29 protein-coding genes are annotated in these 26992 nt (G+C 63.9%); 11 read left to right on the top strand and 18 right to left on the bottom strand.

From position 1 onward, the window contains the following. Position 1: 1 nt before the first annotated feature. From ACWF6P_RS13475 to ACWF6P_RS13460, 4 genes are read right to left on the bottom strand one after another with little or no spacing between them, the layout of a single operon-like run. Entirely contained in the window at positions 2–1003 is a 1002-nt protein-coding gene (locus ACWF6P_RS13475) for a Gfo/Idh/MocA family protein (protein ID WP_452621308.1), read from the bottom strand. Then, the gene (locus ACWF6P_RS13470; RefSeq protein ID WP_378447699.1) at positions 1000–1866 is read right to left on the bottom strand and encodes a TIM barrel protein; all 867 of its coding nucleotides are present in this window, start codon (positions 1864–1866) and stop codon (positions 1000–1002) included. The genes ACWF6P_RS13475 and ACWF6P_RS13470 overlap by 4 nt, the downstream gene beginning before the upstream one ends. After that, positions 1863–2903, bottom strand: coding sequence for a Gfo/Idh/MocA family protein (locus tag ACWF6P_RS13465; RefSeq protein WP_452621307.1), 1041 nt, complete (start codon positions 2901–2903; stop codon positions 1863–1865). Before ACWF6P_RS13465 ends, ACWF6P_RS13470 begins: the two co-directional genes overlap by 4 nt. After that, positions 2903–3694 (bottom strand): SDR family oxidoreductase, encoded by a 792-nt coding sequence (locus ACWF6P_RS13460; protein WP_378545083.1) that lies wholly within the window; start codon positions 3692–3694, stop codon positions 2903–2905. Before ACWF6P_RS13460 ends, ACWF6P_RS13465 begins: the two co-directional genes overlap by 1 nt. 75 nt (positions 3695–3769) lie before the next feature. On the opposite strand from ACWF6P_RS13460, the gene ACWF6P_RS13455 reads away from it, so the two are divergent. Continuing rightward, positions 3770–4792: a LacI family DNA-binding transcriptional regulator gene (locus tag ACWF6P_RS13455; RefSeq protein ID WP_452621432.1), complete on the top strand. Its 1023-nt coding sequence runs from the start codon at positions 3770–3772 to the stop codon at positions 4790–4792. 56 nt (positions 4793–4848) lie between these two features. Here the strand turns inward: ACWF6P_RS13455 and ACWF6P_RS13450 are convergent, their stop codons facing one another. From ACWF6P_RS13450 to sdhC, 4 genes are read right to left on the bottom strand one after another with little or no spacing between them, the layout of a single operon-like run. After that, positions 4849–5616 (bottom strand): succinate dehydrogenase iron-sulfur subunit, encoded by a 768-nt coding sequence (locus ACWF6P_RS13450; RefSeq protein ID WP_003940925.1) that lies wholly within the window; start codon positions 5614–5616, stop codon positions 4849–4851. Continuing rightward, positions 5616–7367, bottom strand: a complete 1752-nt coding sequence (gene sdhA, locus ACWF6P_RS13445) for a succinate dehydrogenase flavoprotein subunit (protein ID WP_019747692.1) — start codon at positions 7365–7367, stop codon at positions 5616–5618. The genes ACWF6P_RS13450 and sdhA overlap by 1 nt, the downstream gene beginning before the upstream one ends. A 15-nt stretch (positions 7368–7382) precedes the next feature. Then, entirely contained in the window at positions 7383–7838 is a 456-nt protein-coding gene (locus tag ACWF6P_RS13440; RefSeq protein ID WP_003940699.1) for a succinate dehydrogenase hydrophobic membrane anchor subunit, read from the bottom strand. Position 7839: 1 nt separating this feature from the next. Further along, on the bottom strand, positions 7840–8244 hold the full coding sequence (gene sdhC / locus ACWF6P_RS13435) for a succinate dehydrogenase, cytochrome b556 subunit (protein WP_020969155.1): 405 nt from the start codon (positions 8242–8244) through the stop codon (positions 7840–7842). Between the two features lie 253 nt (positions 8245–8497). Here sdhC and ACWF6P_RS13430 point away from each other — a divergent pair, with 253 nt between their 5' ends. Genes ACWF6P_RS13430 through ACWF6P_RS13420 form a run of 3 tightly spaced genes read left to right on the top strand, consistent with a single transcriptional unit; the run spans position 8498 to position 11285 of the window. Continuing rightward, positions 8498–8902 (top strand): cytidine deaminase, encoded by a 405-nt coding sequence (locus ACWF6P_RS13430; RefSeq protein WP_378447696.1) that lies wholly within the window; start codon positions 8498–8500, stop codon positions 8900–8902. Further along, positions 8895–10190 (top strand): thymidine phosphorylase, encoded by a 1296-nt coding sequence (locus ACWF6P_RS13425; protein WP_378447695.1) that lies wholly within the window; start codon positions 8895–8897, stop codon positions 10188–10190. Before ACWF6P_RS13430 ends, ACWF6P_RS13425 begins: the two co-directional genes overlap by 8 nt. Before the next feature lie 9 nt (positions 10191–10199). Continuing rightward, complete coding sequence (locus tag ACWF6P_RS13420; protein ID WP_452621306.1) at positions 10200–11285, top strand: adenosine deaminase; 1086 nt, start codon at positions 10200–10202, stop codon at positions 11283–11285. 14 nt (positions 11286–11299) lie between these two features. Here the strand turns inward: ACWF6P_RS13420 and ACWF6P_RS13415 are convergent, their stop codons facing one another. From ACWF6P_RS13415 to ACWF6P_RS13395, 5 genes are read right to left on the bottom strand one after another with little or no spacing between them, the layout of a single operon-like run. Next, positions 11300–12538 (bottom strand): primosomal protein, encoded by a 1239-nt coding sequence (locus tag ACWF6P_RS13415; protein ID WP_452621305.1) that lies wholly within the window; start codon positions 12536–12538, stop codon positions 11300–11302. Between the two features lie 47 nt (positions 12539–12585). Then, positions 12586–12864 carry a YbaB/EbfC family nucleoid-associated protein gene (locus ACWF6P_RS13410; protein WP_378534217.1) on the bottom strand — a complete coding sequence of 93 codons (279 nt, stop codon included), beginning with the start codon at positions 12862–12864 and terminating at the stop codon, positions 12586–12588. A gap of 17 nt (positions 12865–12881) precedes the next feature. Next, complete coding sequence (locus ACWF6P_RS13405; protein WP_378534215.1) at positions 12882–13223, bottom strand: hypothetical protein; 342 nt, start codon at positions 13221–13223, stop codon at positions 12882–12884. An 8-nt stretch (positions 13224–13231) separates the two neighbouring features. Next, positions 13232–14224, bottom strand: coding sequence for a C40 family peptidase (locus ACWF6P_RS13400; protein ID WP_452621304.1), 993 nt, complete (start codon positions 14222–14224; stop codon positions 13232–13234). Continuing rightward, positions 14221–14556 carry a type VII secretion target gene (locus tag ACWF6P_RS13395; RefSeq protein WP_452621303.1) on the bottom strand — a complete coding sequence of 112 codons (336 nt, stop codon included), beginning with the start codon at positions 14554–14556 and terminating at the stop codon, positions 14221–14223. The genes ACWF6P_RS13400 and ACWF6P_RS13395 overlap by 4 nt, the downstream gene beginning before the upstream one ends. Before the next feature lie 60 nt (positions 14557–14616). On the opposite strand from ACWF6P_RS13395, the gene upp reads away from it, so the two are divergent. Then, positions 14617–15240, top strand: coding sequence for a uracil phosphoribosyltransferase (gene upp / locus ACWF6P_RS13390; protein ID WP_007727319.1), 624 nt, complete (start codon positions 14617–14619; stop codon positions 15238–15240). On the opposite strand, the gene ACWF6P_RS13385 is transcribed toward upp, so the two are convergent. Further along, positions 15237–16829 carry a phospho-sugar mutase gene (locus ACWF6P_RS13385; protein ID WP_452621302.1) on the bottom strand — a complete coding sequence of 531 codons (1593 nt, stop codon included), beginning with the start codon at positions 16827–16829 and terminating at the stop codon, positions 15237–15239. The two genes, upp and ACWF6P_RS13385, sit on opposite strands and share 4 nt — an antisense overlap. Beyond that, entirely contained in the window at positions 16826–17623 is a 798-nt protein-coding gene (locus ACWF6P_RS13380) for a purine-nucleoside phosphorylase (RefSeq protein ID WP_452621301.1), read from the bottom strand. The genes ACWF6P_RS13385 and ACWF6P_RS13380 overlap by 4 nt, the downstream gene beginning before the upstream one ends. A 67-nt stretch (positions 17624–17690) precedes the next feature. Here ACWF6P_RS13380 and ACWF6P_RS13375 point away from each other — a divergent pair, with 67 nt between their 5' ends. From ACWF6P_RS13375 to ACWF6P_RS13360, 4 genes are read left to right on the top strand one after another with little or no spacing between them, the layout of a single operon-like run. Next, positions 17691–18389, top strand: a complete 699-nt coding sequence (locus ACWF6P_RS13375) for an enoyl-CoA hydratase-related protein (RefSeq protein ID WP_003940710.1) — start codon at positions 17691–17693, stop codon at positions 18387–18389. A 12-nt stretch (positions 18390–18401) separates the two neighbouring features. Beyond that, complete coding sequence (locus ACWF6P_RS13370) at positions 18402–19562, top strand: M20 family metallopeptidase (protein WP_452621300.1); 1161 nt, start codon at positions 18402–18404, stop codon at positions 19560–19562. Further along, positions 19559–20707 carry a M20 family metallopeptidase gene (locus ACWF6P_RS13365; RefSeq protein ID WP_003940741.1) on the top strand — a complete coding sequence of 383 codons (1149 nt, stop codon included), beginning with the start codon at positions 19559–19561 and terminating at the stop codon, positions 20705–20707. Before ACWF6P_RS13370 ends, ACWF6P_RS13365 begins: the two co-directional genes overlap by 4 nt. A 54-nt stretch (positions 20708–20761) precedes the next feature. Continuing rightward, positions 20762–21838, top strand: coding sequence for a hypothetical protein (locus tag ACWF6P_RS13360; protein ID WP_378447684.1), 1077 nt, complete (start codon positions 20762–20764; stop codon positions 21836–21838). Positions 21839–21901: 63 nt separating this feature from the next. Here ACWF6P_RS13360 and ACWF6P_RS13355 read toward each other — a convergent pair whose 3' ends face one another. Further along, a complete protein-coding gene (locus tag ACWF6P_RS13355; protein ID WP_230812432.1) occupies positions 21902–22372 on the bottom strand; it encodes a gamma-glutamylcyclotransferase in 471 nt (156 codons plus the stop codon). 154 nt (positions 22373–22526) lie between these two features. Between ACWF6P_RS13355 and ACWF6P_RS13350 the strand changes: the two genes are divergently transcribed. Together ACWF6P_RS13350 and ACWF6P_RS13345 are read left to right on the top strand one after the other, a co-directional pair. After that, positions 22527–23930 (top strand): NAD(P)H-quinone dehydrogenase, encoded by a 1404-nt coding sequence (locus tag ACWF6P_RS13350; protein ID WP_230812434.1) that lies wholly within the window; start codon positions 22527–22529, stop codon positions 23928–23930. 181 nt (positions 23931–24111) lie between these two features. Further along, on the top strand, positions 24112–25293 hold the full coding sequence (locus ACWF6P_RS13345) for an aminotransferase-like domain-containing protein (protein WP_452621299.1): 1182 nt from the start codon (positions 24112–24114) through the stop codon (positions 25291–25293). Here ACWF6P_RS13345 and ACWF6P_RS13340 read toward each other — a convergent pair. Together ACWF6P_RS13340 and ACWF6P_RS13335 are read right to left on the bottom strand one after the other, a co-directional pair. After that, complete coding sequence (locus tag ACWF6P_RS13340; protein WP_378447682.1) at positions 25274–26059, bottom strand: CoA-transferase subunit beta; 786 nt, start codon at positions 26057–26059, stop codon at positions 25274–25276. The two genes, ACWF6P_RS13345 and ACWF6P_RS13340, sit on opposite strands and share 20 nt — an antisense overlap. Continuing rightward, the gene (locus ACWF6P_RS13335) at positions 26056–26970 is read right to left on the bottom strand and encodes a CoA transferase subunit A (RefSeq protein ID WP_452621298.1); all 915 of its coding nucleotides are present in this window, start codon (positions 26968–26970) and stop codon (positions 26056–26058) included. Before ACWF6P_RS13335 ends, ACWF6P_RS13340 begins: the two co-directional genes overlap by 4 nt. Positions 26971–26992 lie beyond the last annotated feature (22 nt).

Genomic DNA, 26992 nt, shown 5'->3' with positions numbered 1-26992 from the left:
GTCAGAGGGTGGTAGTCGGCCGAACCCCGAGGCCGGAATGCGTGTACGCCTCGTCGATCATCGTCATGTTGGCGAGCGCGTCGGCCGGGCCGATGGGAAGTGTCGAGTCCCCGGCCAGATGATCGGCCAGGGCCTCGAGTTGGTAGGTGTACGACGACTTGGTGCCCAGATGCTCGACGATCGTGCGCCCACCGGCCGTGACGGAGACGCGGTCGTCGACGTCCGGCTGCAGGAAGTTGTGCACCAGGACGTCCCCTTCCGTGCCGAAGACTTGGAAGGTGAAGTGATAACGCTCGTCCAACATCGTGGTGACCACGGATGCCGTGGCGCCGCTGGGATATTCGAGTTCGATGTCGAACCACGAATCAACTCCCGGAACGTATTCCTCGTGACGGGTCGCGGTCACTACCGGCGCCCCACCGCACACGTCACTCAGCATCCGGGAAGCGTGTAATCCGTAGCAGCCCAGGTCCATCAGAGACCCTCCCGCCAACGCGAGTTCCCACCGCGGATCGTTCTCGGCGGGGGTCGGCATCCGCAGTACCGTTTCCACTCGAGTTAGTTCGCCGACGGCGCCATTCCGAACCAGATCCAGCAGGCGCCGGTTCACCGGATGAAAGAGGTAGTGGAAACCCTCGAGCAGCGTCACTCCGCTCACGCGTGCTGCCTCGACTACCGCCTGTGCTTCCGCCGCGTTGCTCGAAAACGGTTTCTCCGTCAGCACGTGCTTGCCCGCCTGAATGCCGGCGAGATTCCACGGGCCGTGCAGGCTGTTGGGCAGCGCGTTGTAGACGACGTCCACCTCCGGATCCGAAATCAGCTCCGCGTACGAACCGACCACCCGTTCGATCCCATGCTGGGCCGCATAGGCTCTGGCACGCTCGGGGTTGCGTGCGGCAACGGCCACCAGGCGGTGCCCGGTGGCCGTTGCAGGTGTGATCATCGCGTTCTCGGCGATTCGTGAGGCTCCCAGAATGCCTATTCGCAACGGGGTAGGTGTCACAGAACCGACCGCAGGTACTCGACGCTGGCTCGCACGTCGCGCACCGGCCCCTCGTCCGATGGCGCCTCGGTCAAGATGGTGTCCTGCTCGAGCACGTACCACCCGTCGAAACCGTGTCGCTGCAAGATGGCCGTGACACCGGCGATGTCGACGTCGCCACCACCGAGCGGACGGTACATTCCTGCCTTGACGCCGTCGGTGTAGGTGAGTTCGCCGCTGCGAACGCGTGATGCGAGGGCATCGTCGACGTCCTTGAGATGTACGTGGGTAATGCGCTCGGGAGCTTGACGCGCCAGGTCGACCGGATCGGTCCCGCCGATCAACAGATGGCCGGTGTCGAGACACAGTGGGATGGCCGAGCCGTCGAGCACGCGCAGGACCTCGTCGCGCTGCTCGATCATCGTTCCGACGTGAGGGTGGACGACTGCTCGAATGCCGCGCTCGGCCGCAGCGTCTGTGAGCCGATCGAGATTGTGCAGCAGGGTTTTCCAACTCTGCTCGTCCAATTCCGGACGTGAATCGTAGCCGTCGGAGCCCGTCGCGGCAGCGAGAACCAAAACCTCGGCACCCGAGGCGACAAAACCGTCGAGGATCGGGGAGATGCCGGGCACCGGATCGTGATCGTGATCGTGCAGCAGAACCGGTGCGAACCCGCCGACTGCGCTCAGGTCGTGATCCGCGAGCACCTTGGCCATCTCGGCGGGTGCTGTCGGCAGAAAGCCCTCCGGACCGATTTCCGTTGCCGCAAGACCGACTTCGCGCATTTCACGGAGAACCTGCGCGGGGTCGAGCTGGTAGCCCCAACCCGGGACTTCACACACACCCCAGGAGATCGGTGCGCCGGCGATGCGAGGAGTGCTCATGTGTGTGCCTCATTCTTGTTGTGAAGGAACAGATCTTTGACTTCGGTGATCGTGACGGGCCGGCCCTCGCGCAGAGAGTGCGTTGCAGCTTCGGAGATCCAGGCCGACTCGACTGCATCCGCGGGAGTACAGGGTGATTCCCGACGCCCGGCGACAACGCCGAGGAATGCTTCGAGTTCTGCACGGTAGGCGGAAGTGAAACGGTCCATGAAAAACGTGTACGGCTCCTTCGAGGGAAACGAGATTCCGGGGTCGAGCGAGCGGAGCGGCAAACGGTCGTCGAGTCCCGCAGCGACGGAGTCTCTCGAGCCGAGGACTTCGAGCCGGCAGTCGTGGCCACGGCCGTTGTAGCGAGTATTCGACACGACCGCGATGGTCCCGCCTTCGAACGTGAGAACCGTTGCAGCGGTGTCGACGTCACCGGCATCGGCGATCGCGCGATCACCTTGATTCGAGCCGGTGGCAAAGACCGTGGTGACTTCGCGGCCGCTGACCCACCTGACGATGTCGAAATCGTGGATCGAGCAGTCGCGGAAGATGCCGCCGGAGTGTTCGATGTACGAGATCGGTGGGGGAGCGGGATCGAGGGTGGTCGACCGGAGAGTGTGGATCCAACCGAGCTGTCCGGATCGAACTGCGTCGTATGCCGCCACAAATGACGGATCGAAGCGGCGCTGAAATCCGATCTGGACCGGTACCGAGGTCTGCTCGACAGCCTCGAGTACACGAACGGAGGATTCGATGGAGTCGGCGACCGGCTTTTCGCAGAACGTCGGGATACCCCGGCGGACAGCGGCTTCGATCAAGTCGGCGTGCGAACTCGACGACGCGGCGATCAGAACGCCGTCGACTCCCGAGGCGAAAAGGGACTCCGGGTCGGCGGCGGACTCCACGTCGAGTTCGGTTGCCACGTCGGAGGTGCGAGGTGCGTCGGCGTCGGTGACCACCAGCGAGTCGACGCCGTCCATCGTGAGCAGGTTTCGGGCGTGGTAGCTGCCGATTCTTCCGAGCCCGATGACTCCGATACGAGCGCCCATCAGTCCAGCCCTCCGAAGACGTTCTGGTCCCAGTCGACGATCGAACCCGTCACGACTCCGCTGCGATCGGAGAGCAGGAAGACGACGAAGTCGGCGATTTCGTCGACCTGACCGAGCTTGCCCATGGGAAGGGTGCTGCCCGCACGTTCCTGCCAATCGTCACCGGCGTCGTGAAAAGCTCTCTGCGTGAGGTCTTCCCCCTCGGTCTGTGTCCACCCGATGTCGAGACCGTTGATCCGGATACGATCCCAGCGATGCGCATGGGCGGCGTTGCGGGTCAGACCCGCCAGCCCGGCCTTCGCTGCCACGTACGGCGCGAGATACGGCTGCCCGCCGAGTTCGGACGTGGAGATGATGTTGACGATGGACCCGGGGACCGCACGTTCGCGCATGTCTTTGACTGCTGCCTGCATCGTGAAGAACGGACCACGAAGGTTCACCGCGATGTGCTGGTCGAAGAGCTCTTCGGTGGTGTCGAGCAACGTGCCGCGCGAGGTGAGCCCGGCAGAATTGACGAGGGCATCCACGCGGCCGAAATGTGAGATCGTCTCGGCAACGCTGGCGAGTGCGGAATCCGTCTGTGCCACATCGGCTTCGATGAAGTGGGTTCCTGGAAGTTCTGCCTCGAGAGTCTTTCCGACGTCAGGGCGTCGGCCGGTGAAAGCCACCTGCGCGCCCTCACGGACAGCGGCACGTACGACGCCGGCGCCGACGCCTTGCGAGCCACCACTGACCAGTACGACAGTGTCGGCTAGGAGTGCGGGCCTGATTACGCCCGGCGGAGAAGTCATGGGTTTAGTCTGGCTGTGACGAAGACCTCGAGCAACAGCGAAAAACCATCAAATATCCATCATTGTGAGGTAGTTGTGGCGCATCGATTCAAAGTGCGGGAGATCGCCCAACAGTCGGGCCTGAGTGAGGCCACCGTCGACCGGGTGCTCAACGACCGTCCTGGAGTTCGCGACGGCACACGATCGGAGGTTCGCCAGGCGATCACGGACCTGGAACGTCAACGCTCGCAACTGAAACTGGTCGGTCGAACATTCATCGTCGACGTCGTGTTGCAAACTCCCGCACGGTTTTCCGACGCCGTCCGCGATGCGCTCGAGGCCGAACTGCCGACCCTTGCGCCCGCTGTGGTGCGGTCCCGGTTTCACTTTCGTGAGACCGGTTCGGTAGAAGCGATGACATCGACGCTCGACAAGATTCGCCGACGCGGGTCCCACGGTGTCATCGTCAAGGCTCCCGATACTGCGGAAGTCGTGGCGGCGATCGATCGGCTCGTGACGGCAAAGATTCCGGTCGTCACGTTGGTGACCGACGTTGCCGGCAGCAGGCGAGCCGCTTACATCGGCATCGACAACCGCGCCGCCGGAGCCACCGCCGCGTATTTGATCGATCAGTGGCTGGGGGATCGGGACGGCAACGTGCTGGTCAGCATGAGCAGCGGATTCTTTCGCGGAGAGGAAGAACGGGAGATGGGATTTCGCTCCGCCATGCGCGTTTCGGCTCCGCATCGACGTTTGATCGACATTCCGAACAGTGACGGTTTGGACCAGACAAGTAGGAAACTGGTGCGGGCAGCGCTCGAATCCGATCCGCAGATCCGTGCTGTGTATTCGATCGGTGGCGGCAACCTGGCTACGGTCGACGCGTTCGAAGAACTGAATCGAGAGTGCTCCGTCTTCGTCGCCCACGATCTCGACGGAGACAATCGAAAGTTGCTGGGGGAGAGGCGAATATCGGCGGTGCTACACCACGATCTGCGGGCGGATCTTCGCACTGCCGCTCAGGTGGTCATGAAAGAGCACGGCGCCATGGGCGCCCACTTCGGTTTTACGACGTCACCGGTTCAGGTCGTGACTCCGCTCAACATGCCCCCGACATAGCTGTGCGCGGTCAAGGAGTCCGGAGACTCCCTAACCGCGCACAGGCCGAAGGCCAACTATCGAGCGAAGAGCAGCGCTCGCTTGACTTCCTGAATAGCCTTTGTCACCTGGATGCCGCGGGGGCACGCGTCGGTGCAGTTGAACGTGGTGCGGCAACGCCACACGCCGTCCTTGTCGTTCAGGATGTCGAGACGCTCGGAAGCGGCCTCGTCACGGCTGTCGAAGATGAACCGGTGTGCGTTCACGATGGCAGCGGGACCGAAGTAGCTGCCGTCGCTCCAGTACACGGGGCACGACGTGGTGCAGCATGCGCAGAGGATGCACTTGGTGGTGTCGTCGAAACGAGCACGGTCGTGCTGGCTCTGGATGCGCTCACGAGTGGGCTCGTTGCCACTGGTGATGAGGAACGGCTTCACGGCGCGGAATGCGTCGAAGAAGGGCTCCATGTCGACAACCAGGTCCTTCTCGACGGGCAGGCCCTTGATGGGCTCGACCGTGATGGTGACAGGCTTGCCGTCCTTGGGGAGCATGTCCTTCATCAGCAGCTTGCAGGCCAGACGGTTCACACCGTTGATCCGCATGGCGTCCGATCCACAGACTCCGTGTGCGCAGCTGCGACGGAACGTGAGGGTGCCGTCGAGGTAGCCCTTCACGTACAGCAGCAGGTTGAGCAGACGGTCGGTGGGCAGTGCCGGAACCTGGAAACTGTCCCAGTGCTGGCCCTCGCCCGATTCGGGGTTCATCCGCGCGATCTTGAGGGTGACCATGACGGCCCCCTCGGGAACAGCGGGGAGTTTTGGTGCATCTACAGCAGGCGCAGACATCAGTACTTACGCTCCATCGGCTCGTAGCGGGTCTGGATCACCGGCTTGTAGTCCAGACGGATGTCGGAGAGCAGGCCGTCACCCTCCTTGTACGCCATCGTGTGCTTCATGTACTCGGCGTCGTTGCGATCCGGGAAGTCCTCGCGAGCGTGGCCGCCGCGCGATTCCTTGCGGTTGAGGGCACCGACGACGGTGACCTCTGCCATTTCGAGGAGGAAGCCCAGCTCGATGGCCTCGAGCAGGTCGCTGTTGTAGCGCTTGCCCTTGTCCTGGACCGTGATGTGGTTGTAGCGCTCCTTGAGAGCACGCACATCCTTGAGTGCCTGGGTGAGGCGCTCTTCGGTGCGGAAGACGGAGGCGTTGTTGTCCATCGACTGCTGCAGCTCGGTGCGGATGTCCGCAACGCGCTCGTGGCCGTGATCGGACAGGATGACGCCGACCCAGTCTTCGACCATCGCGGCCGGGGTTTCCGGCAGGTCGACGAACTCGGTGGAGTTCGCGTACTCGGCTGCAGCGATGCCGGCGCGGCGGCCGAACACGTTGATGTCGAGGAGCGAGTTGGTGCCGAGGCGGTTTGCGCCGTGCACGGAGACGCAGGCACATTCGCCGGCGGCGTACAGGCCCTTGACGACCTCGTCGTTGTTGCGCAGAACCTCACCGTTGATCTTGGTGGGGATACCGCCCATGACGTAGTGGCACGTCGGGTAGACGGGCACGGGCTCCTTGACGGGGTCCACGCCGAGGTAGGTGCGCGAGAACTCCATGATGTCGGGGAGCTTCTCGTCGAGAACTTCCTCGGGGATGTGCGTCACGTCGATGTAGACGTAGTCCTTGTTCGGGCCGGCGCCGCGGCCTTCGAGAACTTCGAGGACCATCGAACGAGCCACGATGTCACGCGGAGCGAGGTCCTTGATGGTGGGGGCGTAGCGCTCCATGAAGCGCTCACCGTCGGCATTTCGGAGAATGCCACCTTCACCACGGACAGCTTCCGAGATCAGGATGCCGAGACCGGCGAGTCCTGTCGGGTGGAACTGGTGGAACTCCATGTCCTCGAGGGGCAGGCCCTTGCGGAAGATGATGCCCATGCCGTCACCGGTGAGGGTGTGCGCGTTGGACGTCGTCTTGTACATGCGTCCCGAGCCGCCGGTCGCGAAGATGATCGACTTGGCGTGGAAGATGTGCAGCTCGCCGGTCGAGAGCTCGTAGCAGATGACACCGGTGGCAACCGGGCCGTCTTCGGTCTCGGTGATGGCGATGTCGAGCGCGTAGAACTCGTTGAAGAACTCGACATCGTGCTTGACGCAGTTCTGGTAGAGCGTCTGCAGGATCATGTGACCGGTGCGGTCGGCTGCGTAACACGCACGGCGGACGGGTGCCTTGCCGTGGTCACGGGTGTGTCCACCGAATCGACGCTGGTCGATCTTGCCTTCGGGCGTGCGGTTGAACGGCAGGCCCATCTTCTCGAGGTCGAGCACCGCGTCGATGGCCTCTTTGGCCATGATCTCGACGGCGTCCTGGTCGGCGAGGTAGTCGCCGCCCTTGACGGTGTCGAAGGTGTGCCACTCCCAGTTGTCTTCCTCCACGTTCGCCAGTGCGGCACACATGCCGCCCTGGGCCGCGCCGGTGTGGCTGCGGGTGGGGTAGAGCTTGGTCAGTACGGCCGTGCGGGCACGGGGGCCAGCTTCGATTGCCGCACGCATGCCTGCGCCGCCGGCGCCGACGATGACCACGTCATAACGATGTTCCTGCATGAAGTCTGTGCTCCCCTAGCTCGCCGAGATATTGGGGTCGAAGGTGAAGATGACGTACGTGCCCAGGCCCATGATCAGGATCATCGAGAGAACGAGGATCGTGGTCAGCCAGAAGCGCGTGGAGTCCTTGCGGGAGTAGTCCGCGATGACCGTGCGCAGGCCGTTGCCGCCGTGCAGCTGTGCCAGCCACAGCATCGTCAGGTCCCAGAACTGCCAGAACGGGCTGGACCAGCGACCTGCGACGAATGCGAAGTTCAGACGGTGAACGCCACCGTCGAGCATCAGCATGATGAACATGTGGCCCAGGACCAGAACGATCAGGGCGACGCCGGAGAAGCGCATGAACAGCCATGCGTACAACTCGAAGTTGTTCCGAGCCTTCGCACGCGGGGACCGCGGGTTGTCCAGGCTTGCGGGACGGTCGTATGAGGTGCCCAGGCTCTTGGCTTCGGGTCCGTGAGTAGTCGCCATGTCAGTGCTCCGCAAACATGTTGATGAGGATGCGTCCGGCGCCTGGGATCATCACCAGGAACCAGATCGTCAGAATGGTCCAGAGCATGACGCGCTGGTACTTCGGGCCCTTCGACCAGAAGTCCACCAACATCACGCGCACGCCGTTGAGGGCGTGGTAGAGGACTACGCCGACGAGGCCGATCTCCATGAGGCCGACGAGGGGGTTCTTGTACGTGTCGATGACGGCGTCGTACGTATCGGGATTGACCCGAACGAGTGCCGTATCGAGAACGTGTACGAATAGGAAGAAGAAAGTAGCGACGCCTGTGATCCGGTGTAGAACCCAGGACCACATTCCGGGGTCGCCCCGGTAAAGCGACCTCGTGCGCTCCTTCTGAGGAGCGGCTTCAGTCGTAGTACTCATCGAGTGCTGTGCCTCCAACGTCATTGGTGGACGCGTCGAGCCTGCAGAGAGCTTCGATGTACCTCAGCCCGGGCTCGACGGGATCCTGAACCGACTTGACTCAGACTCTAAACCTATGTGAAACCGGGAACTAATCAGATGCGGGATTCGTACGCGTACCAAACTCTTTGTAAGGTTTGCCTTTCCAATCTTCGGGAGACGGTTACGGCGTGGTTTCTGCATCCATTCAGTCAGCGTGATTGGATAACGAACCATGGGTGACATCGACTGGAAGTTGTTGCGGCACAACGCGCAAGTGGTCATGCGGCAGGCCTATGCGCCGTACTCGGGGTATGCGGTGGGTGCAGCGGCCCTGGTAGACGATGGTCGAATCGTCTCAGGATGCAATGTGGAAAATGTCTCATACGGTTTGAGCCTGTGTGCCGAATGTGGACTCGTCGGTAACTTGGCCGCCACCGGGGGTGGGCGGCTGGTGGCCTTCACATGCTGCGACGCGAAGGGCTCGATTCTGATGCCCTGCGGCAGGTGTAGACAGCTTCTTCTCGAGCATGGCGGGGGTGAGATGCTTGTCGACACCAGCAGTGGCTTCAGGCCGCTGAGCGAGCTGTTGCCCGATGCTTTCGGGCCGGAACAAGCAGAGGGGCTCCGCCATGTTTGACGCAGTTTCCATCATCGGCGCCAAGCGTGACGGCCGCGAATTGTCGGGGACCGAGATCGACTGGGTAGTTCAGGCGTTCACGCAGGGTGTCGTCGGCGACGAACAGATGTCGGCGCTCGCGATGGCGATCTATTTCCGCGGAATGTCGCGGGCGGAGACCGGTCGATGGACCGAGGCGATGATCGAATCCGGCGGGAGGATGGACTTTTCGGACTTGCCGCTGCCCACCGTCGACAAGCATTCGACCGGTGGAGTGGGGGACAAGATCACCCTTCCGCTCGCGCCCCTCGTCGCTGCGTGCGGTCTTGCAGTCCCGCAGTTGTCGGGACGCGGACTGGGCCACACCGGTGGAACACTCGACAAGCTCGAGGCCATTCCGGGTTGGCGCGCCGAGCTCACAGCGGCGGAGATGGTCGACATTCTTTCGGACCCGAAAATCGGTGCCGTGATCTGCGCTGCCGGAGCGAACCTGGCCCCGGCCGACAAGAAGCTCTACGCGCTGCGCGACGTGACCGGAACGGTGGAATCCATTCCGCTGATCGCAAGTTCGATCATGAGCAAGAAGATCGCCGAGGGGACCGGCGCCCTGGTGCTCGACGTCAAAGTCGGTTCCGGAGCGTTCATGAAGGACCTCGGCGACGCACGCGAGCTGGCTCGCACGATGGTCGAATTGGGCAACGACGCCGGTGTGCGCACTAGCGCCCTCATCACCGGGATGGACACTCCACTGGGACTGACGGCCGGCAACGCTCTCGAAGTACGAGAATCCGTCGAGGTGCTGGCCGGCGGGGGTCCGTCGGACGTCGTCGAGCTGACCCTTGTCCTGGCTCGGGAAATGCTGTCCGCGGCCGGGATCGACGGTATCGACCCGGCAGACAAACTTGCCGACGGCACGGCCATGGACCGGTGGCGCGCGATGATCGGCGCACAAGGTGGGGACCCGCACGCAGCACTGCCGGTGGCCCGGCACAGCGACGTCGTCACCGCGGACCGAGACGGCGTGCTGACTCGACTCGACGCCATGGCGGTGGGCGTCGCAGCCTGGAAACTCGGAGCCGGACGCGAACGGCAGGGTGAAGCCGTGCAGGCCGGTGCCGGCATCGAGATGCACGCAAAGCCGGGCGAAGTGGTCCGCGCCGGGCAGAAGCTGATGACTTTGCACACGGACACTCCCGAGAGATTTGACGCAGCGCGTCGAAGCCTCGGTGGTGGCTGGTCCATCGGGACCGAATCCGACACCGTTTCGCGGCCGCTGCTCATCGAGCGAATTGTGGGTGATTCGCGTTAGCGTTGGCGAATGAACGCACCGGAGTTGACCACGATCCGCAGCGCACCCAAAGTTCTTCTCCACGACCATCTCGACGGAGGACTCCGACCCGAGACCGTTCTCGAACTGGCCGAGCAGTGTGGCTACGACGAGCTGCCGGCGACTTCGGCATCCGAACTGGCACAATGGTTCCGAACTGCCGCTGACAGCGGTTCACTCGAGCTCTACCTCGAAACGTTCGCGCACACAGTCGCCGTGATGCAGACCCCGGAAGGGCTTGCGCGGGTGGCACGTGAGTGCGCCGAGGATCTGGCCGACGACAACGTCGTCTATGCCGAAATCCGTTTTGCGCCCGAGCAGCACCTGGAACAGGGCCTGAGTTTGGACGAGGTCGTCGAGCACGTGCTCGAGGGCTTCCGGGCCGGCGAATCCGCTGCCAGGGTCGCGGGACGGGAGATCCGAATCGGGTGTCTCCTGACAGCGATGAGGCATGCCGCCCGGTCGCGGGAGATCGCCGAACTCGCGGTGCGATTCCGGGATCGCGGAGTGGTCGGGTTCGACATCGCCGGCGCCGAGGCCGGGAACCCACCGAGCCGGCATCTCGACGCTTTCGAATACATGCGTGATGCGAACGCTCACTTCACGATCCACGCGGGTGAGGCCTTCGGATTGCCGTCGATCCACGAAGCGATCGCGTTCTGCGGAGCGGACCGGTTGGGACATGGCGTGCGGATCGTCGACGACATCGAGGTAGGCGGCCACGGTCGGGCAGAGTTGGGTCGGCTCGCAAACTACGTCCGTGACATGCGCATTCCCCTGGAACTGTGCCCGAGTTCGAACGTACAGACCGGAGCCGTAGCCGCCCTGGCGGACCATCCGTTCGGACTGTTGGCGGACTTGCGCTTCCGCGTGACCGTCAACACCGACAACAGGCTGATGAGCGACACCAGCATGAGCCGGGAAATGGCGGCGTTGGTCGAGACCTTCGGTTACGGCTGGACCGATCTGGAACGCTTCACCATCAACGCGATGAAGTCGGCCTTCATCCCGTTCGACGAGCGCCTCGCGTTGATCGACGACGTCATCAAGCCGGGTTACGCCGTGCTCATCGGCTAGATGACGCGCACCGACTACTCAGGTCGCAACCGGGCCTCGAACTCACGCTCGAGTTCACGCCAGGCCTCGGATTCCTTGGTGAACGGCGCACTCGGAGCCATCCGGGAGGGATCGGGATTGAGAAGGTAGGAGACGTACCAACCCAGCTCGTTCGACGCGGACAGAACTTCCTCGGTGGAGTCGTCGTCGGCGAAATCTGCTGCATCGGTGAACAATTCGACGGCAAGCTCCAACTGCTCGGCGTCGACCACGTCCGGGCCCTGCGCGAGGTCGTCGGCGATGCCGGGCAGAACGTAGACGTTCTCGTCCGTGACTTCGATTTCGAGTGAACCGTCGACGGCAGCATTCTGAATCTCGCCGTACGTGCTGACCTGCGAGAGATCGTGTTCGTGGTTGTCCGCGAGATAACGAGCGAGTGCGCGCTCGCTACGGAAGACGGTGATCAGTCCGTCCTTGCCGAGGAAGATCGCCTGATCTCCCATGTAGCAGCGCAGAGTGTAGAAAGTCTCGGCCGAGGTGATGATGCGGATCGGATCGACGCCGACCTCGCCCCAGAAGGTCTCGACTTCGTCTTCGTCCACGTCGAGGTCGTCCTCGTCGAATTCCTCGTCCTCGCCCTCCTCGGCGACATCGTCGGCGTCGACGGTGTTCTCGGCAGCAGCGAGCAGTTCAGCTTCCGCGACCGCGACGGCGGCAGCGTCGACCTTCGGGGAGGTGACCACCTTGTCGATGGCGTCGAGAACGGCGTCCCAGTCCTTGACGATTGCGGCACCGACCTGATCCCACAGCTCCAGTCCTTCGCGACCTTCGAAGGTGCCGGCGCCGGTGGCCAGCGCGCCGAGTACCGGATGGCCGCTGAAGAAGCGGATGACCGCGTCGAGTTCGCACACCTCACCGATGTTGCGAGCCATGTTCAGGGTGTCTTCGAGTTCCGAGACCACCAGTGCCTCAGGGTCACCTGCGGCCAACTCGGGCACGCCGACGAAGTCGAAGGTGAAGTTCTCTTCCGGCTCGAGCTCGGCTGCCGACAGTCCGGAGACGACAGCCCACGCCGGATGCTCGACCAGGTCGTTGTCCGAGTCGGTGCGGATGAATGCCGCGAGTTCCGCGACGGAGGAGAACCCGTAGAGGTCTTCCTCATGGCCGAGAAACGCTTCCCACTCGTCGTCGCCCTCGCGCCAGCGGGGTGCCCACAAAGTGACGAGGTCTCCGTCGGTGAGTCCGATTTCGATAGGGACGATGTCTCCAGCCATGGGCGGAAGCCTATCCACCGCAGAGCGAAAGGCATAGCGGGGGTTGGTCACGTTTGTTTCAGCGACACGCGGAGCTCACCCACCAGCCGTTCTCGTTCATCATTGGACTGCTGAACTGCCTGGTGAATGGTTGCCACCGTCAGTGCGGCTACCGTGCGCGAATCCATGGCGGTGATCGCATCGGTGATCCGCAAGTCGACCAGAGCGCCCAGCCCGTCGACAGTCGCTGTGACTATCCCACCTTCACTCGAGACGACCGCCCGCAGAGCGGTGACCCCGTCGACGGCGTCCTGCAACAGCCCGGTCCGGTGTTTCGCCAGCTCCATGATTCGATCCATCTCGTTCATATCGAACGCATCCAGCTCGACGGCAGGCTCTGGTCCTCTGTGGCGTCGACATCAGCCAGTTCGTCTCGCGTCGCGAGACCGAGTCGATCGAGGATCGCCGCCGGCACGCCGGTCTGCTCGAGCTCCACACGATGGCGGACACCGGCTTCGATTGCAGCCTTCGAGGACAGAGCGAGTATCTGCTGCGCCAACCGTGCGCCGCCGTACCGCAGTTCGCCCTGGCTGATCCGCAGGTCCACGGGGACAGCATGCTCCGTGGCACGGACCGCGATGGTTCCGGCGCGGTTGACGGCGACGGCTGTGATGATCGGCGGCGATTCCCGCAGGTTCTCGGACATGTTTCCTGTCATTCGGTCGGGCGGTAGAAGCCGTGAAAGCCCATGCCGCTGTTCGTGGTTCGGATGGAACTGACCTCGACTGGGTCACCAGCTTCGACCATCTGACCGTTGCCGATCACCATGGCGACGTGTCCGTCCCAGACCGCGAGGTCGCCCGGCATCAGATTGTTCTGATCGACCTGGTTCCCGATTCCTTGTTCCTGGGCCAACCGCGGAATATCGACTCCGGCTTGGCCGTACGCCCACTGCGTCAACCCGCTGCAGTCCAGACCGACTCCGGGTGTCGTGCCTCCCCAGGCGTACGGGACTCCCTGTTGAGTGAGCGCGTTGCGTACGGCGGCAGCGGCCTCGGCGTTCGGTGCGGTGGCGATCGAGCCGTCGGGGAGTTCAACCTCTACACCGCCTGCGGAAGCGGAACCACCAGCGGAACCCGAACCACCTGAGGAACCGGAGGTGCCGGCCGAACCCGAGGCGCCTGGCGCGGGTTCCGGTATCGGGACGGGTGGGATCAGCGCGGACATCTTGTCGGTCGACCCGGCCAGTTCACCGCGTACCCGCTCGACTACCGAGACCGCCCGCCCGAGGTGCTCCAACGCGGCCGACAGCAACATCAATTGCCCCATCGGCGTCGCGAGCGTCGGCCCGGCCTTGACGGCGAGCGCCAGAAAGGACTGAAGAATCTCACCGAGTTCGGTCATTCCCGCGGACACGGACGTTGTGGCTTCGTCCACGACACCGGCGATGTTGCTCCCACGATCGGCGAGGTTTCGCGTCGACGTCTGCGTCTGCTCGGTTTTGGTCACCGCGGCGGTGAGGGCATTCGACGAACTCTGGGTGGACGCCAGTTCGCTCAGTGCGACGCTTCCCAATCGGTACGCGATCTCGAGGGCGTCCGAAGCGATGCGGATTCCGACGTCGGGTCCGCCCGGGTCGGCGACACCGGTCCCCACGACGTCGACCAGATCGATGATCGGCCGAGCGAGAGCGTCGACGTCGATCATGAGCGTGCGGCTTCGACGAGAGCCGTTCGGACGGATTCCTCGGAGTCGAGATAGGCGGCGTGGGCGTCAAGGGTGGCGGACTGGACGCCCACGATCACGGCGGACAGTCGATCGATGTCGTCGACATGCGCTTGTTGTGCTCGGCCCGCGACGCGAACGAAGTCTCCGCCGATCAGCCCCAGCACAGCGGACAGAGCGGTGTGATCGCCGCCGGCCGCGTCCTGTCGAGCTTGCGCGACGTTGTCTGCCACCGTGCCCAACCGCGCGGCGAACTCCGCGATGCTTTCGGTGTGTAGATCCAGATTTGTCAACTTGTCTTCCCCCCGTTGCACTTACTCCTTCTTGGACGCCGCGCGGGGTGCTTCGGTTCCCGAGGAACTATTCTGATGGTCATGCAAACGCACGTAGTCGACCATCCGCTCGCGGCGGCCCTCTTGACGACAATGCGTGATGCACGCAGTGAGAACGCGACGTTTCGTTCCGCACTTCGCAGGCTCACGCACATGCTGGTCTACGAGGCCATGCGTGACGCGGAGGTAGAGGAGTTCCCGGTCGACACCCCGGTAGCAGCGACGACGGGCATCCGGCTCGCGAAGCCGCCTTTGCTGGTGCCGGTGCTGCGCGCGGGTCTTGGCATGGTCGAACAAGCCAGTGCACTGATCCCGTCGGCCGGCGTTGGCTTTGTCGGAATGGCCCGTGACGAAGAGACACATCAGCCGGTTCCGTACCTCGAATCCCTGCCCGCCGATCTGTCCGGTATCCCGGTATTCGTGCTCGATCCGATGCTCGCGACCGGTGGTTCGATGGTGCACACCATCGACTTGCTGGTTGCGCGTGGCGCGACCGATGTCACGGCAGTGTGCGTCGTAGCTGCTCCGGCCGGCGTCGACGCGCTGGCAGCCTCCGGACACCCGGTACGTCTGGTCATCGCGAGCATCGACGACGGACTCGACGAGAACGCTTTCATCGTCCCGGGTCTCGGTGACGCCGGCGATCGGCAGTTCGGACCCCGCTAGAGCGAGAGGGCGAAGGCTCGGAGTTCGGCCAGCCGAGCCTTCGCCTGCCCGCGCGCGTTCGCGAGATCGCTGCGGTCCGCCACCGGGACCACGACTTCGAGGTAGCACTTGAGCTTGGGCTCGGTGCCGGACGGTCGCACAACCACGCGGATCGACGGTCCGTCGAATATCACTGCGTCGGTGCGCATACCGCCGCGAACCAGGGACAAGTCTTTGGCGGTCACCGGCTCTCCCGCGAGCTGGCCGGGCGGATCGGCGCGTAACCGTTTCATCATTTCGGTGATGTCGCTCGAGCCCTCGACGCGGCGGGATACTTGGTCCCCGCGATGCAGTCCGAATTCGACGGCGTAGTCGTCGAGAACATCCAAGAGGGTTCTGTTGCTGCCCGCGAGGGTGGCAGCCAGATCGGCCACCAGTACGGCAGCCGAGATGCCGTCCTTGTCTCGCACCACATCCGGATCGACGCAGTGCCCGATCGCCTCCTCGTAGGCATAGACCAGACCGTCGCCGGCGCGCGTGAGCCACTTGAACCCGGTGAGTGTCTGCGCAAACCTGGCTCCGCGGGCTTTCGCCAACTTCGAGAGCAGAGTCGAGGAGACGATCGTCGTCGCCACCAACGAATCTTCGGGCGCGGTGCTCAGCACGTGGTCGGCCAGGACGATCCCGGTTTCGTCGCCGCGCAACATGCGCCACTGATCACCGTCGCGAACTCCGACGGCGCAGCGGTCGGCATCCGGGTCGAGTGCGATCGCCAGATCCGCGTCGACACATCGGGCGAGTGCGAGCAGACGGTCTGCAGCGCCGGGCTCTTCGGGATTGGGAAACTCGACGGTCGGAAACGTGGGGTCGGGATCGAACTGCTCCGCCACGACGTGCAGATCCGCGAACCCTGCTGCTCGCAGAGCTGATATCGCGGTCTCGCCGCCGACGCCGTGCATTGCCGTGAGCGCAATCCGGATCGAGCGGGCGTCGCCGTGCGGGAGGGTCGCGATGCGCGCGATGTACTCCTCGACCAGGGAATCGTCGACGGGAAACACCGGCATTCGAGGGACGTCGGCGGCGCCACCGATGCGGGCGATCTCGCTCTCGATTTCACGATCGGCGGGGGAGACGAGTTGCGCCCCACCCGAGAGGTACACCTTGTAGCCGTTGTCGGCAGCAGGATTGTGGGAGGCGGTGATCTGGATACCCGCCGCTGCCCCGAGCCTGCGCACCGCAAACGCCACCAGCGGTGTCGGCAATGGACGGGGGAGCAGGGTCACCTCGAACCCGGCTCCCGCCATGACTTCAGCGGCGGCGAGAGCAAATTCCTCGGAACCGCGCCGAGCGTCGCGGCCGACGACAATGCGGGAGCCGCCCTGGCAGCGAGCTGTCAGCCAGGCCGCCAGTCCGGCCGTGGTCCGGATGACGACCGCGAGGTTCATGCCGTTGGGGCCGCCGCGCACCGGCCCTCGAAGCCCAGCGGTGCCGAACGCCAGTGGCGAGGAAAAGCGTTCGGCCAGTTCATGTTCCGAAAGGGCTGTCAGTTCTGCGCGGGTGACTGGGTCCGGATCGGCGTCGATCCACTCGGTGACGTGGGTAGGTGTCACAGTTGCTCGACCAGTTGACGCAACAGCACTCCCATCCGGGCTGCCGACGCTTTGCCTGCCGCCAGCACCTCCTGATGGTCCAGCGGGGCACCAGTGATTCCGGCGGCCAGGTTGGTGACCATCGAGATGCCGAGAACGCGGGCGCCGAGCGCGCGGGCCGCAATGGTCTCGTGCACCGTCGACATGCCGACCAGATCGGCGCCGAGTGTACGAAGCATTCGAATCTCGGCCGGAGTCTCGTAGTGCGGACCGGGAAGCCCGGCGTAAACACCCTCGGCAAGGTCCGGGTCGATCGAGCGAGCCAGCGCGCGCAGTTCCGGCGAGTAGGCGTCGACCAGGTCGACGAACTCCGCGCCGACGAGCGGGGACCGGGCCGTCAGGTTCAGGTGGTCACTGATCAGCACCGGTTGGCCGACGGCGTAGTTTTCAGCAATACCGCCGGCCGCGTTGGTGAGGATGACGGTGTCGGCGCCGGCAGCGATGGCCGTCCGGACCGGGTGGACGACGGTGCCGAGATCGTGGCCCTCGTACGCATGCGCGCGCCCGAGCAGCAGCAGGACTTCGGTATTCCCGACGCGCACCGAACGAATGGTGCCCGCGTGCCCGAGCGCCGACGGCGGGGCGAAGCCAGGCAGATCGGCCATCGAGACTTCAGCCGTCACGTCCGCACCGGCGTCGCCGAACACGTCTGCGGCGTCGGTCCACCCCGACCCGAGCACGATGGCGACTGACGGTGACGAAGAACCCGTCATGGCGGACAGAGCAGCGGCGGCGGCCTCGGCGATCGTTCCCATGTGAGCAACCCTACTGAGGAGTCGGGTCGGTTCGCCGGGTGAGTTGGCGGGCGTTACTCTCCCATCCATGCCTTATCTCGAACGCGACGGCGACGTATTCATCCTGTACCTCGGCAACGAGGGCGAAACGGACAACGAGAACCGCTTCGGCCCCGAGTGGATCGACGCTGTTCACAGCAAGCTGGACGAGGTCGAAGCGCACGAGGGGCCGGCAGCCCTGGTGACCACGGCGACGGGCAAGTTCTACACGAACGGCCTGGACACGACGTGGATCTTCGGCAATCTCGACGGTCTTCCCGGTTACCTGGACAAGGTCCACACCATCTACAGCCGGCTGCTGACCTTCCCGATGGCCACGGTCGCGGCCGTGCAGGGGCACGCATTCGGCGCCGGCGCCATGCTCGCGTCCTCGCACGATTTCCAGATCATGCGCGCAGACCGCGGCTTCTACTGCCTTCCCGAGGTCGGACTGAACATGCCGTTCACAGTCGGGATGTCTGCATTGCTGAACAGTCGTCTGCCCAAGCAGACGGCGGTCGACGCGATGACGACGGGGCGTCGATTCGGCGGCGCCGACGCGCTGGCTGCCGGCATCGTGCAGGAAACGGTCGACGGCGACGGAGTGCTCGCGGCAGCAGTGGCCAAGGCGTCGGCACTGACGTCGACTCACGGCAAGAACTTGGCGGGAATCAAGGCAGGCATCCACCGCGATGCACTTGCGGACCTCGCTCAGGTGACTGACAAGAGCAACTTCTCCTTCGGGTGAGACAATGATCGCGTGAATCAGAATGTCGACAGCGCAGTCAGGTCTGTAGAGGCCGATCTGATTGCGCTGTCGCATTCGATTCACAGCGACCCGGAACTCGCCTTCGAAGAGTTCCGCAGCGCTGCCAAAGTGTCGGACCTGCTGGCGCAGCACGGTTTCGCGGTCACTCGCGGGATCGTCGATCTGCCGACGGCTTTCGATGCCACCTACGGCAGCGGAGAGTTGGTCATCGCGATCTGCGCCGAGTACGACGCGCTGCCCGAGATCGGTCATGCCTGTGGGCACAACATCATTGCCGCAGCTGCGGTCGGAGCCGGCATCGCGTTGGCTACCGTGGCCGATGAACTGGGGATCACCGTCCGAGTGATCGGTACTCCGGCGGAGGAAACCGGTGGCGGCAAAGTTCTGATGCTCGATCGTGGTGCATTCGACGGCGTCGGCGCGGCCATGATGGTTCATCCAGGACCGATCGACATTATCGGTGCCACCTCCCTGGCCCTGGCGGACATCGCGGTCAGCTATCACGGTCGCGAGGCGCATGCGTCTGCTGCGCCTGAATTCGGTCGTAATGCCGCCGACGCGGCGACGCTCGCTCAGGTGGCGGTCGGACTGTTGCGTCAGCACCTGCAGCCAGGCCAGCAGATTCACGGAATCGTCAGTGACGGCGGCACGGCTCCCAACATCGTTCCGGCCCGGTCCGAACTGCTCTACTACCTGCGTGCCGAGACGGCCGCGTCGTTGGCCAATCTGTCCGAGCGTGCTGACGCCTGCTTCGCCTCGGGCGCACTCGGCACCGGATGCACCCACGAAATCCGCACGGTATCGCCCACTTACACCGAGTTGACCCCCGATCCGTGGCTGGCGGCGGCGTACCGTGAACAGATCGTCGATCTCGGACGGGTCCCACTGGCGGTGGAATGGGAGCGCTCCCGTCCGCTGGGTAGTACGGATATGGGTAATGTGACCAATGTGATTCCGGGAATTCACCCGGTCATAGGCTTGGATTCATCGGGGGCAGTGACACATCAGCCGGAGTTCGCGGCGGCGTGTATCACCACCTCCGCAGATCGAGCGGTAGTCGACGGTGCAATTGCGTTGGCCCGCACTGCTGTCCGGGTAGCGTCCGATCCAGAACAACGCGCCCGTCTGTTGGAAGGGGTAGATCGCCGGTGAACGCGGCAATCGATACGTGGATTCACGCGCACACCGACGACCTCGTCGCGTGGCGTCGACACATCCATGCCAACCCGGAGTTGGCTCGCCGCGAATACGCGACCACCGAATTCGTCGCGACCCGCCTCACTGCCGCCGGGCTGTCGCCGAAGATCCTTCCCGGTGGCACCGGCCTCACGTGCGACATCGGACCGGAAGGTCCGCGAATCGCACTCCGCGCCGACATGGACGCTTTGCCGATGCAGGAAGCGACAGGGGCGACGTATTCGTCCACGGTCCCCGGTGTGTCCCATGCGTGCGGGCACGACGCCCACACCACCATCCTGCTCGGCGCCGGACTGGCTCTGGCCACGCTGCCCGAACTTCCCGTCGGGGTTCGGCTGATCTTCCAGCCCGCCGAGGAAGTCATGCCAGGCGGAGCACTCGACGTCATCGCGGCCGGCGCGCTCGACGGTGTGTCCAGAATCTTTGCTCTGCACTGCGATCCGCGACTCGAGGCAGGCCAGGTGGGCATGCGTCTGGGCGCGATCACCTCTGCTGCAGACACCATCGAGGTCGTCCTCGATTCTCCGGGTGGGCACACGTCGAGGCCGCACCTGACCACGGATCTGATCTACGCACTCGGCACAGTCGTGACCGGGCTGCCTGGAATGCTCAGCCGTCGTATCGATCCGCGTACCGGCACCGTCATGGTGTGGGGCGCGGTCAGTGCAGGTCAGGCGCCCAACGCGATTCCGCAGACCGGCATGATGACGGGCACGGTACGTACCGGCGATCACGACACGTGGGAGTTGCTCGAACCGCTCGTGGAAGAAATCGTCCACGGATTGCTCGCACCCACCGGCGTTCGCTACCAACTCAACTATCGTCGCGGAGTGCCACCGGTCGTCAACGACGAGGTGTCCACCCGGATGTTCGAGGACGCCATCGCGACCGTCGGACAAGATGCTCTGGCGGACACCCCGCAATCCGGTGGTGGCGAAGACTTTTCGTGGTACCTCGAAACCGTGCCGGGTGCCATGGCGCGGCTCGGTGTGTGGTCGGGTGAAGGCGATCAGCTCGACATCCACCAACCCACTTTCGATCTCGACGAGCGTGCACTCGGCGTCGGTGTGAAGGTTCTCACGAGCCTGGTTCTGGGATAGTTCCGGTTCCCGTCGGGGGTACCGTTTTTCGTTCGTTCGAGTGAAGGTACGGGCATGTCCATAGGTGTGGGAGTGCGAATCGGCACATTGGTGTCGACGGCTGTCGTTGCGTCGAACGATCCGGGTTCGGCCGATCCGGTGGTGTTGGTTCGGGACACGATCCTCAATCAACGCAAGGACGGAACGACGGTGCTCGGTGGCACCGAGCAACTGGGTGCCGGTCGTGAGTTCGCCGAGAGCTGGTCGGGTTTTGTCGGTCGCGTCGGGGACCCGAGTGGCGTCGCAGGAACGGCCGATACTCGTTACCGCGCCGAGGATTTGGTGGCGACCTCGATTCGCTGTCTGCTGCAGGAATGTGAGCCGCTGCCCGATCGCGGTGGCCGGAGCGGGGGAGCCCCCGACATCGTCGCCACGTACCCGTCGCGCTGGGACTCGTCCACTGCCGCTCTCATGCAGGATTCTCTGGTCTACGCGGGCCTCGAACGAGTCACACTCGTCTCGGATGCCGAGGCGGTTTCGGCGTGGTTCGAGTCGGAAATCGCGGCGCTCGCCGGCACGCTCATCGGCATCTATCACGTGGACGACACCGGAGCAGCAGTCACACTGGTGCGTTCGGGTGTCGCCGCGGGCCGCGCATTCGGCTTTGCCGGCGACGGGAGTTCGCCGAGTTCACGCCTCGCGACGGCCCTCGGTGCGTTCGGCTGGATGCCGGAGAACCTGGACGCCGTAGTCGTCACCGGTGACGGAGAACCGGCGACGGACAAAGCAGCCATGATGTCCATAGCTGCCGGGATTGCCGAAAAGCTCGGTGTCAGATGTGAACTCGGTCCAGGACCCGAGCAGTCGGCCGCGCTGGGAGCTGCAATCCTCGCTGCCGGATTCACCTCGACGTCGCACACGATCGTGCCGATCGGGTTGCCGCCTTCACATGACGTGACCGAGGTGTTCGACACTCTGGGACGCGAGAAGGTGGCGGCTGAAACCGCAGCCGGGGTGGCAACAGCCGAGCCGGAAACTGCAGTTGTCGCAGGCGAATCGGCGTCGCGCGGTTCGAAGCGCATTCTCGTCGGAGTCGCGATTGTGGTCGTGCTCGCGGCACTCGCGGTGCTCGCGTATTTCCTGCTGCTTTGAGCAGGACGGCGATCTAGTCCGTCACTCCGTTACAGCGCTTAATCGGTCACTCCGTTACAGCGCTTAATCGGTAACTCCGTTACCCGGACCCACATTGCGGCTGTTTCGCGTCCGCAGTTCACGCACGTACTCGGCCGGCGCTCCGGCAATCTCGGCAGCGTCGGCCATCACACCGATGTAGCGGGCGGACGGCAGTCCGCCTTCGTACGCATCCATGACATAGAGCCACGCGAGGACTGCATCGCCGGCCGTGTCGACCCGTACTCGGATCTTGCGGTGCAGACCCAGTTCGGCGCCTTCCCAGCGGTCCAGGCTTACTTCGTCCTCTTCCGGGACGTCGTAGAGAACCACGAAAACACTGGAGTCAGGATCTTCGACGACGGTGGCGAGAGCGCCCTCCCAGCCGATGTCCTCGCCGCTGAAGGTCAGGCGCCAGCCTCGCAGCCACCCTGTCCCGGACATGGGCGAGTGTGGGCAGCGCAACAACATCTGCTCGGGATGCATGTTGGAACCGTAAGCGGCATAAATCGACACGGGCGCAAGCCTAAACCGTGGTCCGAGGGTGTGGCGAAGCGGACCACCGGACGCAAGTAATCTGGTACAAGCACTGCGCGACACGTAGTGCTCGAATAGCGTGACACTGGTCGACGGGAGACCCCTGCCGGCCACGCGAGGACTTGGAGGACACATGACCCGGATCGTGATCATCGGTGGCGGACCCGCCGGCTACGAGGCGGCACTGGTAGCCGCGCAGCACGGGGCCACGGTCACCCTGGTCGATTCGGACGGCGTCGGCGGTGCGTGTGTGCTGTTCGACTGTGTTCCGTCGAAGACATTCATCGCGTCCACCGGAATCCGCACCGACATGCGTCGTGCATCCGATCTCGGCATCACCTTGGATCCGGAGCAGGCTTCGGTTTCACTGCCGAAGATCCATTCCCGAGTCAAGAGTCTCGCGTTGTCCCAGTCCTCGGACATTCGCGCACGGTTGCAGACGGTTGGTGTCGAGGTTCTCTCCGGCACCGCCGAACTCACCGATCCGCTCCTCGGAATGGCGGCGCACCAGGTTCGCGCGACGCTCGGAAGCGGCGAGCAGAAGACCATCGACGCAGACGTCGTGTTGATCGCCACCGGCGCCAGCCCCCGCATCATCCCGGGAGCCGAGCCCGACGGTGAGCGAATCATGACGTGGCGTCAGCTCTACGACTTGGACGAGCTGCCCGAGCACCTGGTCGTGGTCGGTTCCGGTGTCACCGGTGCCGAGTTCGTCTCCGCGTACACCGAGATGGGCGTCAAGGTCACTCTCGTGTCCAGTCGTGACCGTGTTCTGCCCGGCGAGGATGCCGATGCGGCACTTGTACTCGAGGACGCCCTCGCCGAGCGCGGCGTCTCCCTCGTCAAGCATGCCCGCGCGGACGCCGTCGAGCGCACCGAGAAGGGCATCGTCGTCAAGCTCTCCGACGGCCGCACGGTCGAAGGAAGCCACGCTTTGATGACCGTCGGTTCCGTTCCCAACACCAACGGTCTCGGCCTGGAACGGGTCGGCATCGAGTTGGACAAGGGTGGATACCTGCGTGTCGACCGGGTTTCGCGCACCACGGTTTCCGGAATCTACGCAGCCGGTGACTGCACCGGGCTTCTTCCGCTCGCCTCGGTGGCGGCGATGCAGGGACGCATCGCGATGTACCACGCACTCGGTGAAGGCGTCAGCCCGATCAAGCTGAAGACTGTCGCGTCGGCCGTCTTCACGCGCCCCGAAATTGCAACGGTGGGTGTTTCGCAGGCGGCGATCGACAACGGAGAGGTGCCTGCTCGCACCGTCATGCTGCCGCTCAACACCAACCCGCGTGCCAAGATGTCCGGTTTGCGTCGCGGTTTCGTGAAAATCTTCTGCCGCCCGGCTACCGGCGTGGTCATCGGCGGTGTTGTGGTCGCACCCACCGCTTCGGAACTGATCCTGCCGATCGCGATCGCTGTGCAGAACAACTTGACGGTCAACGACCTGGCTCAGACGTTCTCGGTGTACCCGTCGTTGACCGGGTCGATCACCGAAGCTGCTCGTCAGCTCATGCGTCACGACGACCTGGACTGACAACCGACCAGAATTTTCTTACAATGTGAGAACTCTGTTTCACATACTGAAGTATTGGTGAGATAGTCGAGATACCGGCCGAATCAAGGGTCGGTATCTCGGCGCTCTCCCGCCCCGTTGACCCAGGACGGCTCAGGGTGTTATTCCTCTGACCTTCATTCTGCGTGCCTGGGAGCTTCACATGACACACGCCGCGCTGTCCGCTCGTATGGACGGACTCCGTAGTTCTGCAATTCGCGATCTACTCACCCTGACTGCCCGACCCGACGTCATCAGTTTGGCCGGCGGGCTACCCGATCCCGATTTCATTCCGCGGGAACGAATCTCGAAGGCGGCACACGACGCACTCGGTGACCCCTCGTCCGTCCAGTACGGCGAGACCTCCGGCCTGCGGCGCCTCCGTGAGGTGATCGCCGAGCGCGAATCCACGAAAATCGGGCGATCACTCGACGCGTCCGAAGTTGTGATCACACACGGTTCTCAGCAAGGTTTGAGCTTGCTCGCGCAGGTGCTCCTCGATGTCGGTGACGTCGTTGTCGTGGAGGAACCGGCGTATACCGGTGCGCTGCAGGTCTTTCGGACGGCGCAGGCCCGTCTCGTTCCGGTCCGGCTGGACGAGGACGGGATGGACATTGCCGCGCTCGAGGCCAAACTCGACGCCGGTCTTCGGCCCAAAGTTGTTCACACCGTGAGCAATTTCCACAACCCGCGCGGCGCGGTGCTCTCCGCGCAGCGCCGAACGCACCTGGCCGCACTGGCCGACCGATACGGATTCTGGGTTCTCGAGGACGACCCGTACGGCGAGCTGTACTTCGGCGACCAACCGCCCGCGCCGCTGGCTGCACTGTCGGACAGGGTGATTCGGCTGTCCAGTGCCTCCAAGGTGTTGGCGCCGGCGCTGCGCGTCGGCTGGCTGCACGGCGATCGGCGAGTCTGCGAGGCCGTCGAACTGATCAAGCAAGGCGCTGATCTGTGCGGTTCTTCGCTCACCCAGCAGATCGCCGCTGACCTCTTCTCCGACCGCGAGTGGTTCGACGCGCATCTCGACAAGCTCCGGGCGGGATACGGAGCCAGGGCGAAGGCAATGGTCACGGCCGCCGAGACGGAATTGGGTGGTCGTGCACGCTTTTCCGAGGTCCGCGGCGGTATGTTCTGCTGGATGGATTTTCTCGACGACGTCGATACCACCGAACTCCTGGGGGTCGCACTGAAATACGGAGTCGCTTTTGTCCCAGGTTCGGCGTTCGCAGTCGAAGCGGACCTCAGCCGAAGCGCTCGACTGTGTTTCGCGACGTATCCCGAAGCCGTGCTGGTCGATGCCGTCGGCAGGCTCCGGGACAGTCTCAGCGCAGGTACAGCCTGACCTTGTCGATCGTGTTGCGGAGCAGATCGATCTCCGTGCTCGACGGTGGGGTGGTGACGGTGACATGGTCGGCGACGGCCAGGTCCCATCCCGTCGACTCCCGTACCTGATCGACAGAGATTCCCTCGTGGACGCTGGTCAACTCCAGTTCGCCGCCGGGGCCCTGGTGTGTCAGGACGCCGAGGTTGGTGAATACCTTGGTCACTCCTGCACCTGCCGGCATGATGCCCTTTCCGCTGGCGAGGGCGCGGGCGGGGCTTGGCGAGGTGCAGAAGTCGAGCTCGGCCGGAAAGGAACTGAGGTCGTGGCGACGCATCACGACGAAGATTTCGGCGGCGTTCGCGATGATCTCGACAGCTCCGCCCGCTCCGGGCAGTCTGACCGTCGGATTCTTCCAGTCACCGATGAAACTCGTGTTCAGACTGCCCGTTCGATCGATTTGAGCGGCCCCGAGAAATCCGACGTCGACGTTGCCACCTTGCAGGACATAGCCGAAGAGCGCGGCCATGCTCAGCACGGATTCGGCGCCGGAGACAACCACGGAGTCGGCGATACCCTCGGCCATGGCTGACGGGTGCGCGCCGCACACCCCGGACTCGTAGATCAGCTCGACGTCCGGATTCGACGTGTGCCTCGCGAGATCGACTGCGAGCGTGGGTAGCCCAACTCCGGCAAAGACTCGGCGCTTACCGGCCAATTCGCGTGCCGCGACGGCGACGATGGTCTCGGTGGAGGTGGTAGCCCCGGTGTCGATCGTGGTGGTCATAGTCTGCTCCCGTAGTCGACAGGTGTGGAAAGTTTTGATCCGACTTCGAGATCGGTCCAGTAGTCTGCTCCGAGTTTGGCGAGATACTCGCTGTGACTGTCGAGTGCGTACACCCAATCGTCGAGCCAATCTCTCAGCCGTGAAGGATCTTTGGAGATTTCGGTCCAGCGTCGGTAGAAGCCGCAATCGCGGTCGTAGTATCCCTGTGCGTACGACGGGTGCGCGCCGCGCGGGCAGACGACAACCGCGTCGACCGCGTGCGAGGGAATCAGAGTTCGGCTGGGGTCGGACCTGATGACCTCGTCGTCGACCAGTTCTTCGACAACGACGATCGCCTTCTTCGCGGCGTACACGGCTTCTTGCTGCACACCGGCGATGCCCCAGATCTGTGCGTTCCCGGACGAATCCGCCCGCTGTGCACCGATGATCGCCACATCCGGATTCAGTGGCGGCACGACGTAGACGCTCCCGCCGCCGTACGGGTCGTCGACGAGTCTCAGTTGCGGGTTGAGCGCGGGCAGATCACTCCCGGCGTACGACCGTAGAGGGAAGAAAGGAAGCCTGGCGGCTCCAGCCTGATACCGGCAGACCATGCCGTAGTGGCTGTATTCCTCGACCTCGAGGGGGAGCGGGTCCTGGTTCTCGATGCGTCTGCGTAACTCGTACAGAGACCCCGCGGACCCGCTGGCGAAGAACGATGCAACCAGCTTTCGGACGCAGCCGGCGGCGACGAGCTGATCGGAAACGATGTCCGGCGTCATTCGGCACAGCGTGAGGTCCTTCCTGCCCTGCCGGATGATCTCGTGTGCCGCGGCAAAGGGGATGAGATGCGAAAATCCCTCCAGCGCAACAGTCATGCCGTCTCCGACGTATCGACCGATGGCCTCTTTCATCGAGAGGGTCTTGTCCACGTGTGTACCTCTTCTTGTTCTC

The organism is Rhodococcus sp. NPDC055024, from assembly GCF_053608585.1.
Note: the sequence above shows the minus strand (reverse complement) of the source record. Positions and strands in the feature narration are given on the sequence as shown.

Bases quoted from the DNA above. Each gene is read 5' to 3' on its own strand.
- ACWF6P_RS13440 (WP_003940699.1), bottom strand. From the start codon at position 7,838: ATGGCGACTACTCACGGACCCGAAGCCAAGAGCCTGGGCACCTCATAC.
- ACWF6P_RS13340 (WP_378447682.1), bottom strand. From the start codon at position 26,059: ATGACCACCACGATCGACACCGGGGCTACCACCTCCACCGAGACCATC.
- ACWF6P_RS13400 (WP_452621304.1), bottom strand. From the start codon at position 14,224: ATGATCGACGTCGACGCTCTCGCTCGGCCGATCATCGATCTGGTCGAC.
- ACWF6P_RS13470 (WP_378447699.1), bottom strand. From the start codon at position 1,866: ATGAGCACTCCTCGCATCGCCGGCGCACCGATCTCCTGGGGTGTGTGT.
- ACWF6P_RS13350 (WP_230812434.1), top strand. From the start codon at position 22,527: ATGACCCGGATCGTGATCATCGGTGGCGGACCCGCCGGCTACGAGGCG.
- ACWF6P_RS13410 (WP_378534217.1), bottom strand. From the start codon at position 12,864: ATGGAGCTGGCGAAACACCGGACCGGGCTGTTGCAGGACGCCGTCGAC.
- ACWF6P_RS13345 (WP_452621299.1), top strand. From the start codon at position 24,112: ATGACACACGCCGCGCTGTCCGCTCGTATGGACGGACTCCGTAGTTCT.
- ACWF6P_RS13405 (WP_378534215.1), bottom strand. From the start codon at position 13,223: ATGTCCGAGAACCTGCGGGAATCGCCGCCGATCATCACAGCCGTCGCC.
- sdhA (WP_019747692.1), bottom strand. From the start codon at position 7,367: ATGCAGGAACATCGTTATGACGTGGTCATCGTCGGCGCCGGCGGCGCA.
- sdhC (WP_020969155.1), bottom strand. From the start codon at position 8,244: ATGAGTACTACGACTGAAGCCGCTCCTCAGAAGGAGCGCACGAGGTCG.
- ACWF6P_RS13360 (WP_378447684.1), top strand. From the start codon at position 20,762: ATGTCCATAGGTGTGGGAGTGCGAATCGGCACATTGGTGTCGACGGCT.
- ACWF6P_RS13375 (WP_003940710.1), top strand. From the start codon at position 17,691: ATGCCTTATCTCGAACGCGACGGCGACGTATTCATCCTGTACCTCGGC.
- upp (WP_007727319.1), top strand. From the start codon at position 14,617: ATGCAAACGCACGTAGTCGACCATCCGCTCGCGGCGGCCCTCTTGACG.
- ACWF6P_RS13415 (WP_452621305.1), bottom strand. From the start codon at position 12,538: ATGGCTGGAGACATCGTCCCTATCGAAATCGGACTCACCGACGGAGAC.
- ACWF6P_RS13450 (WP_003940925.1), bottom strand. From the start codon at position 5,616: ATGTCTGCGCCTGCTGTAGATGCACCAAAACTCCCCGCTGTTCCCGAG.
- ACWF6P_RS13425 (WP_378447695.1), top strand. From the start codon at position 8,895: ATGTTTGACGCAGTTTCCATCATCGGCGCCAAGCGTGACGGCCGCGAA.
- ACWF6P_RS13460 (WP_378545083.1), bottom strand. From the start codon at position 3,694: ATGACTTCTCCGCCGGGCGTAATCAGGCCCGCACTCCTAGCCGACACT.
- ACWF6P_RS13380 (WP_452621301.1), bottom strand. From the start codon at position 17,623: ATGGGAACGATCGCCGAGGCCGCCGCCGCTGCTCTGTCCGCCATGACG.
- ACWF6P_RS13430 (WP_378447696.1), top strand. From the start codon at position 8,498: ATGGGTGACATCGACTGGAAGTTGTTGCGGCACAACGCGCAAGTGGTC.
- ACWF6P_RS13465 (WP_452621307.1), bottom strand. From the start codon at position 2,903: ATGGGCGCTCGTATCGGAGTCATCGGGCTCGGAAGAATCGGCAGCTAC.
- ACWF6P_RS13420 (WP_452621306.1), top strand. From the start codon at position 10,200: ATGAACGCACCGGAGTTGACCACGATCCGCAGCGCACCCAAAGTTCTT.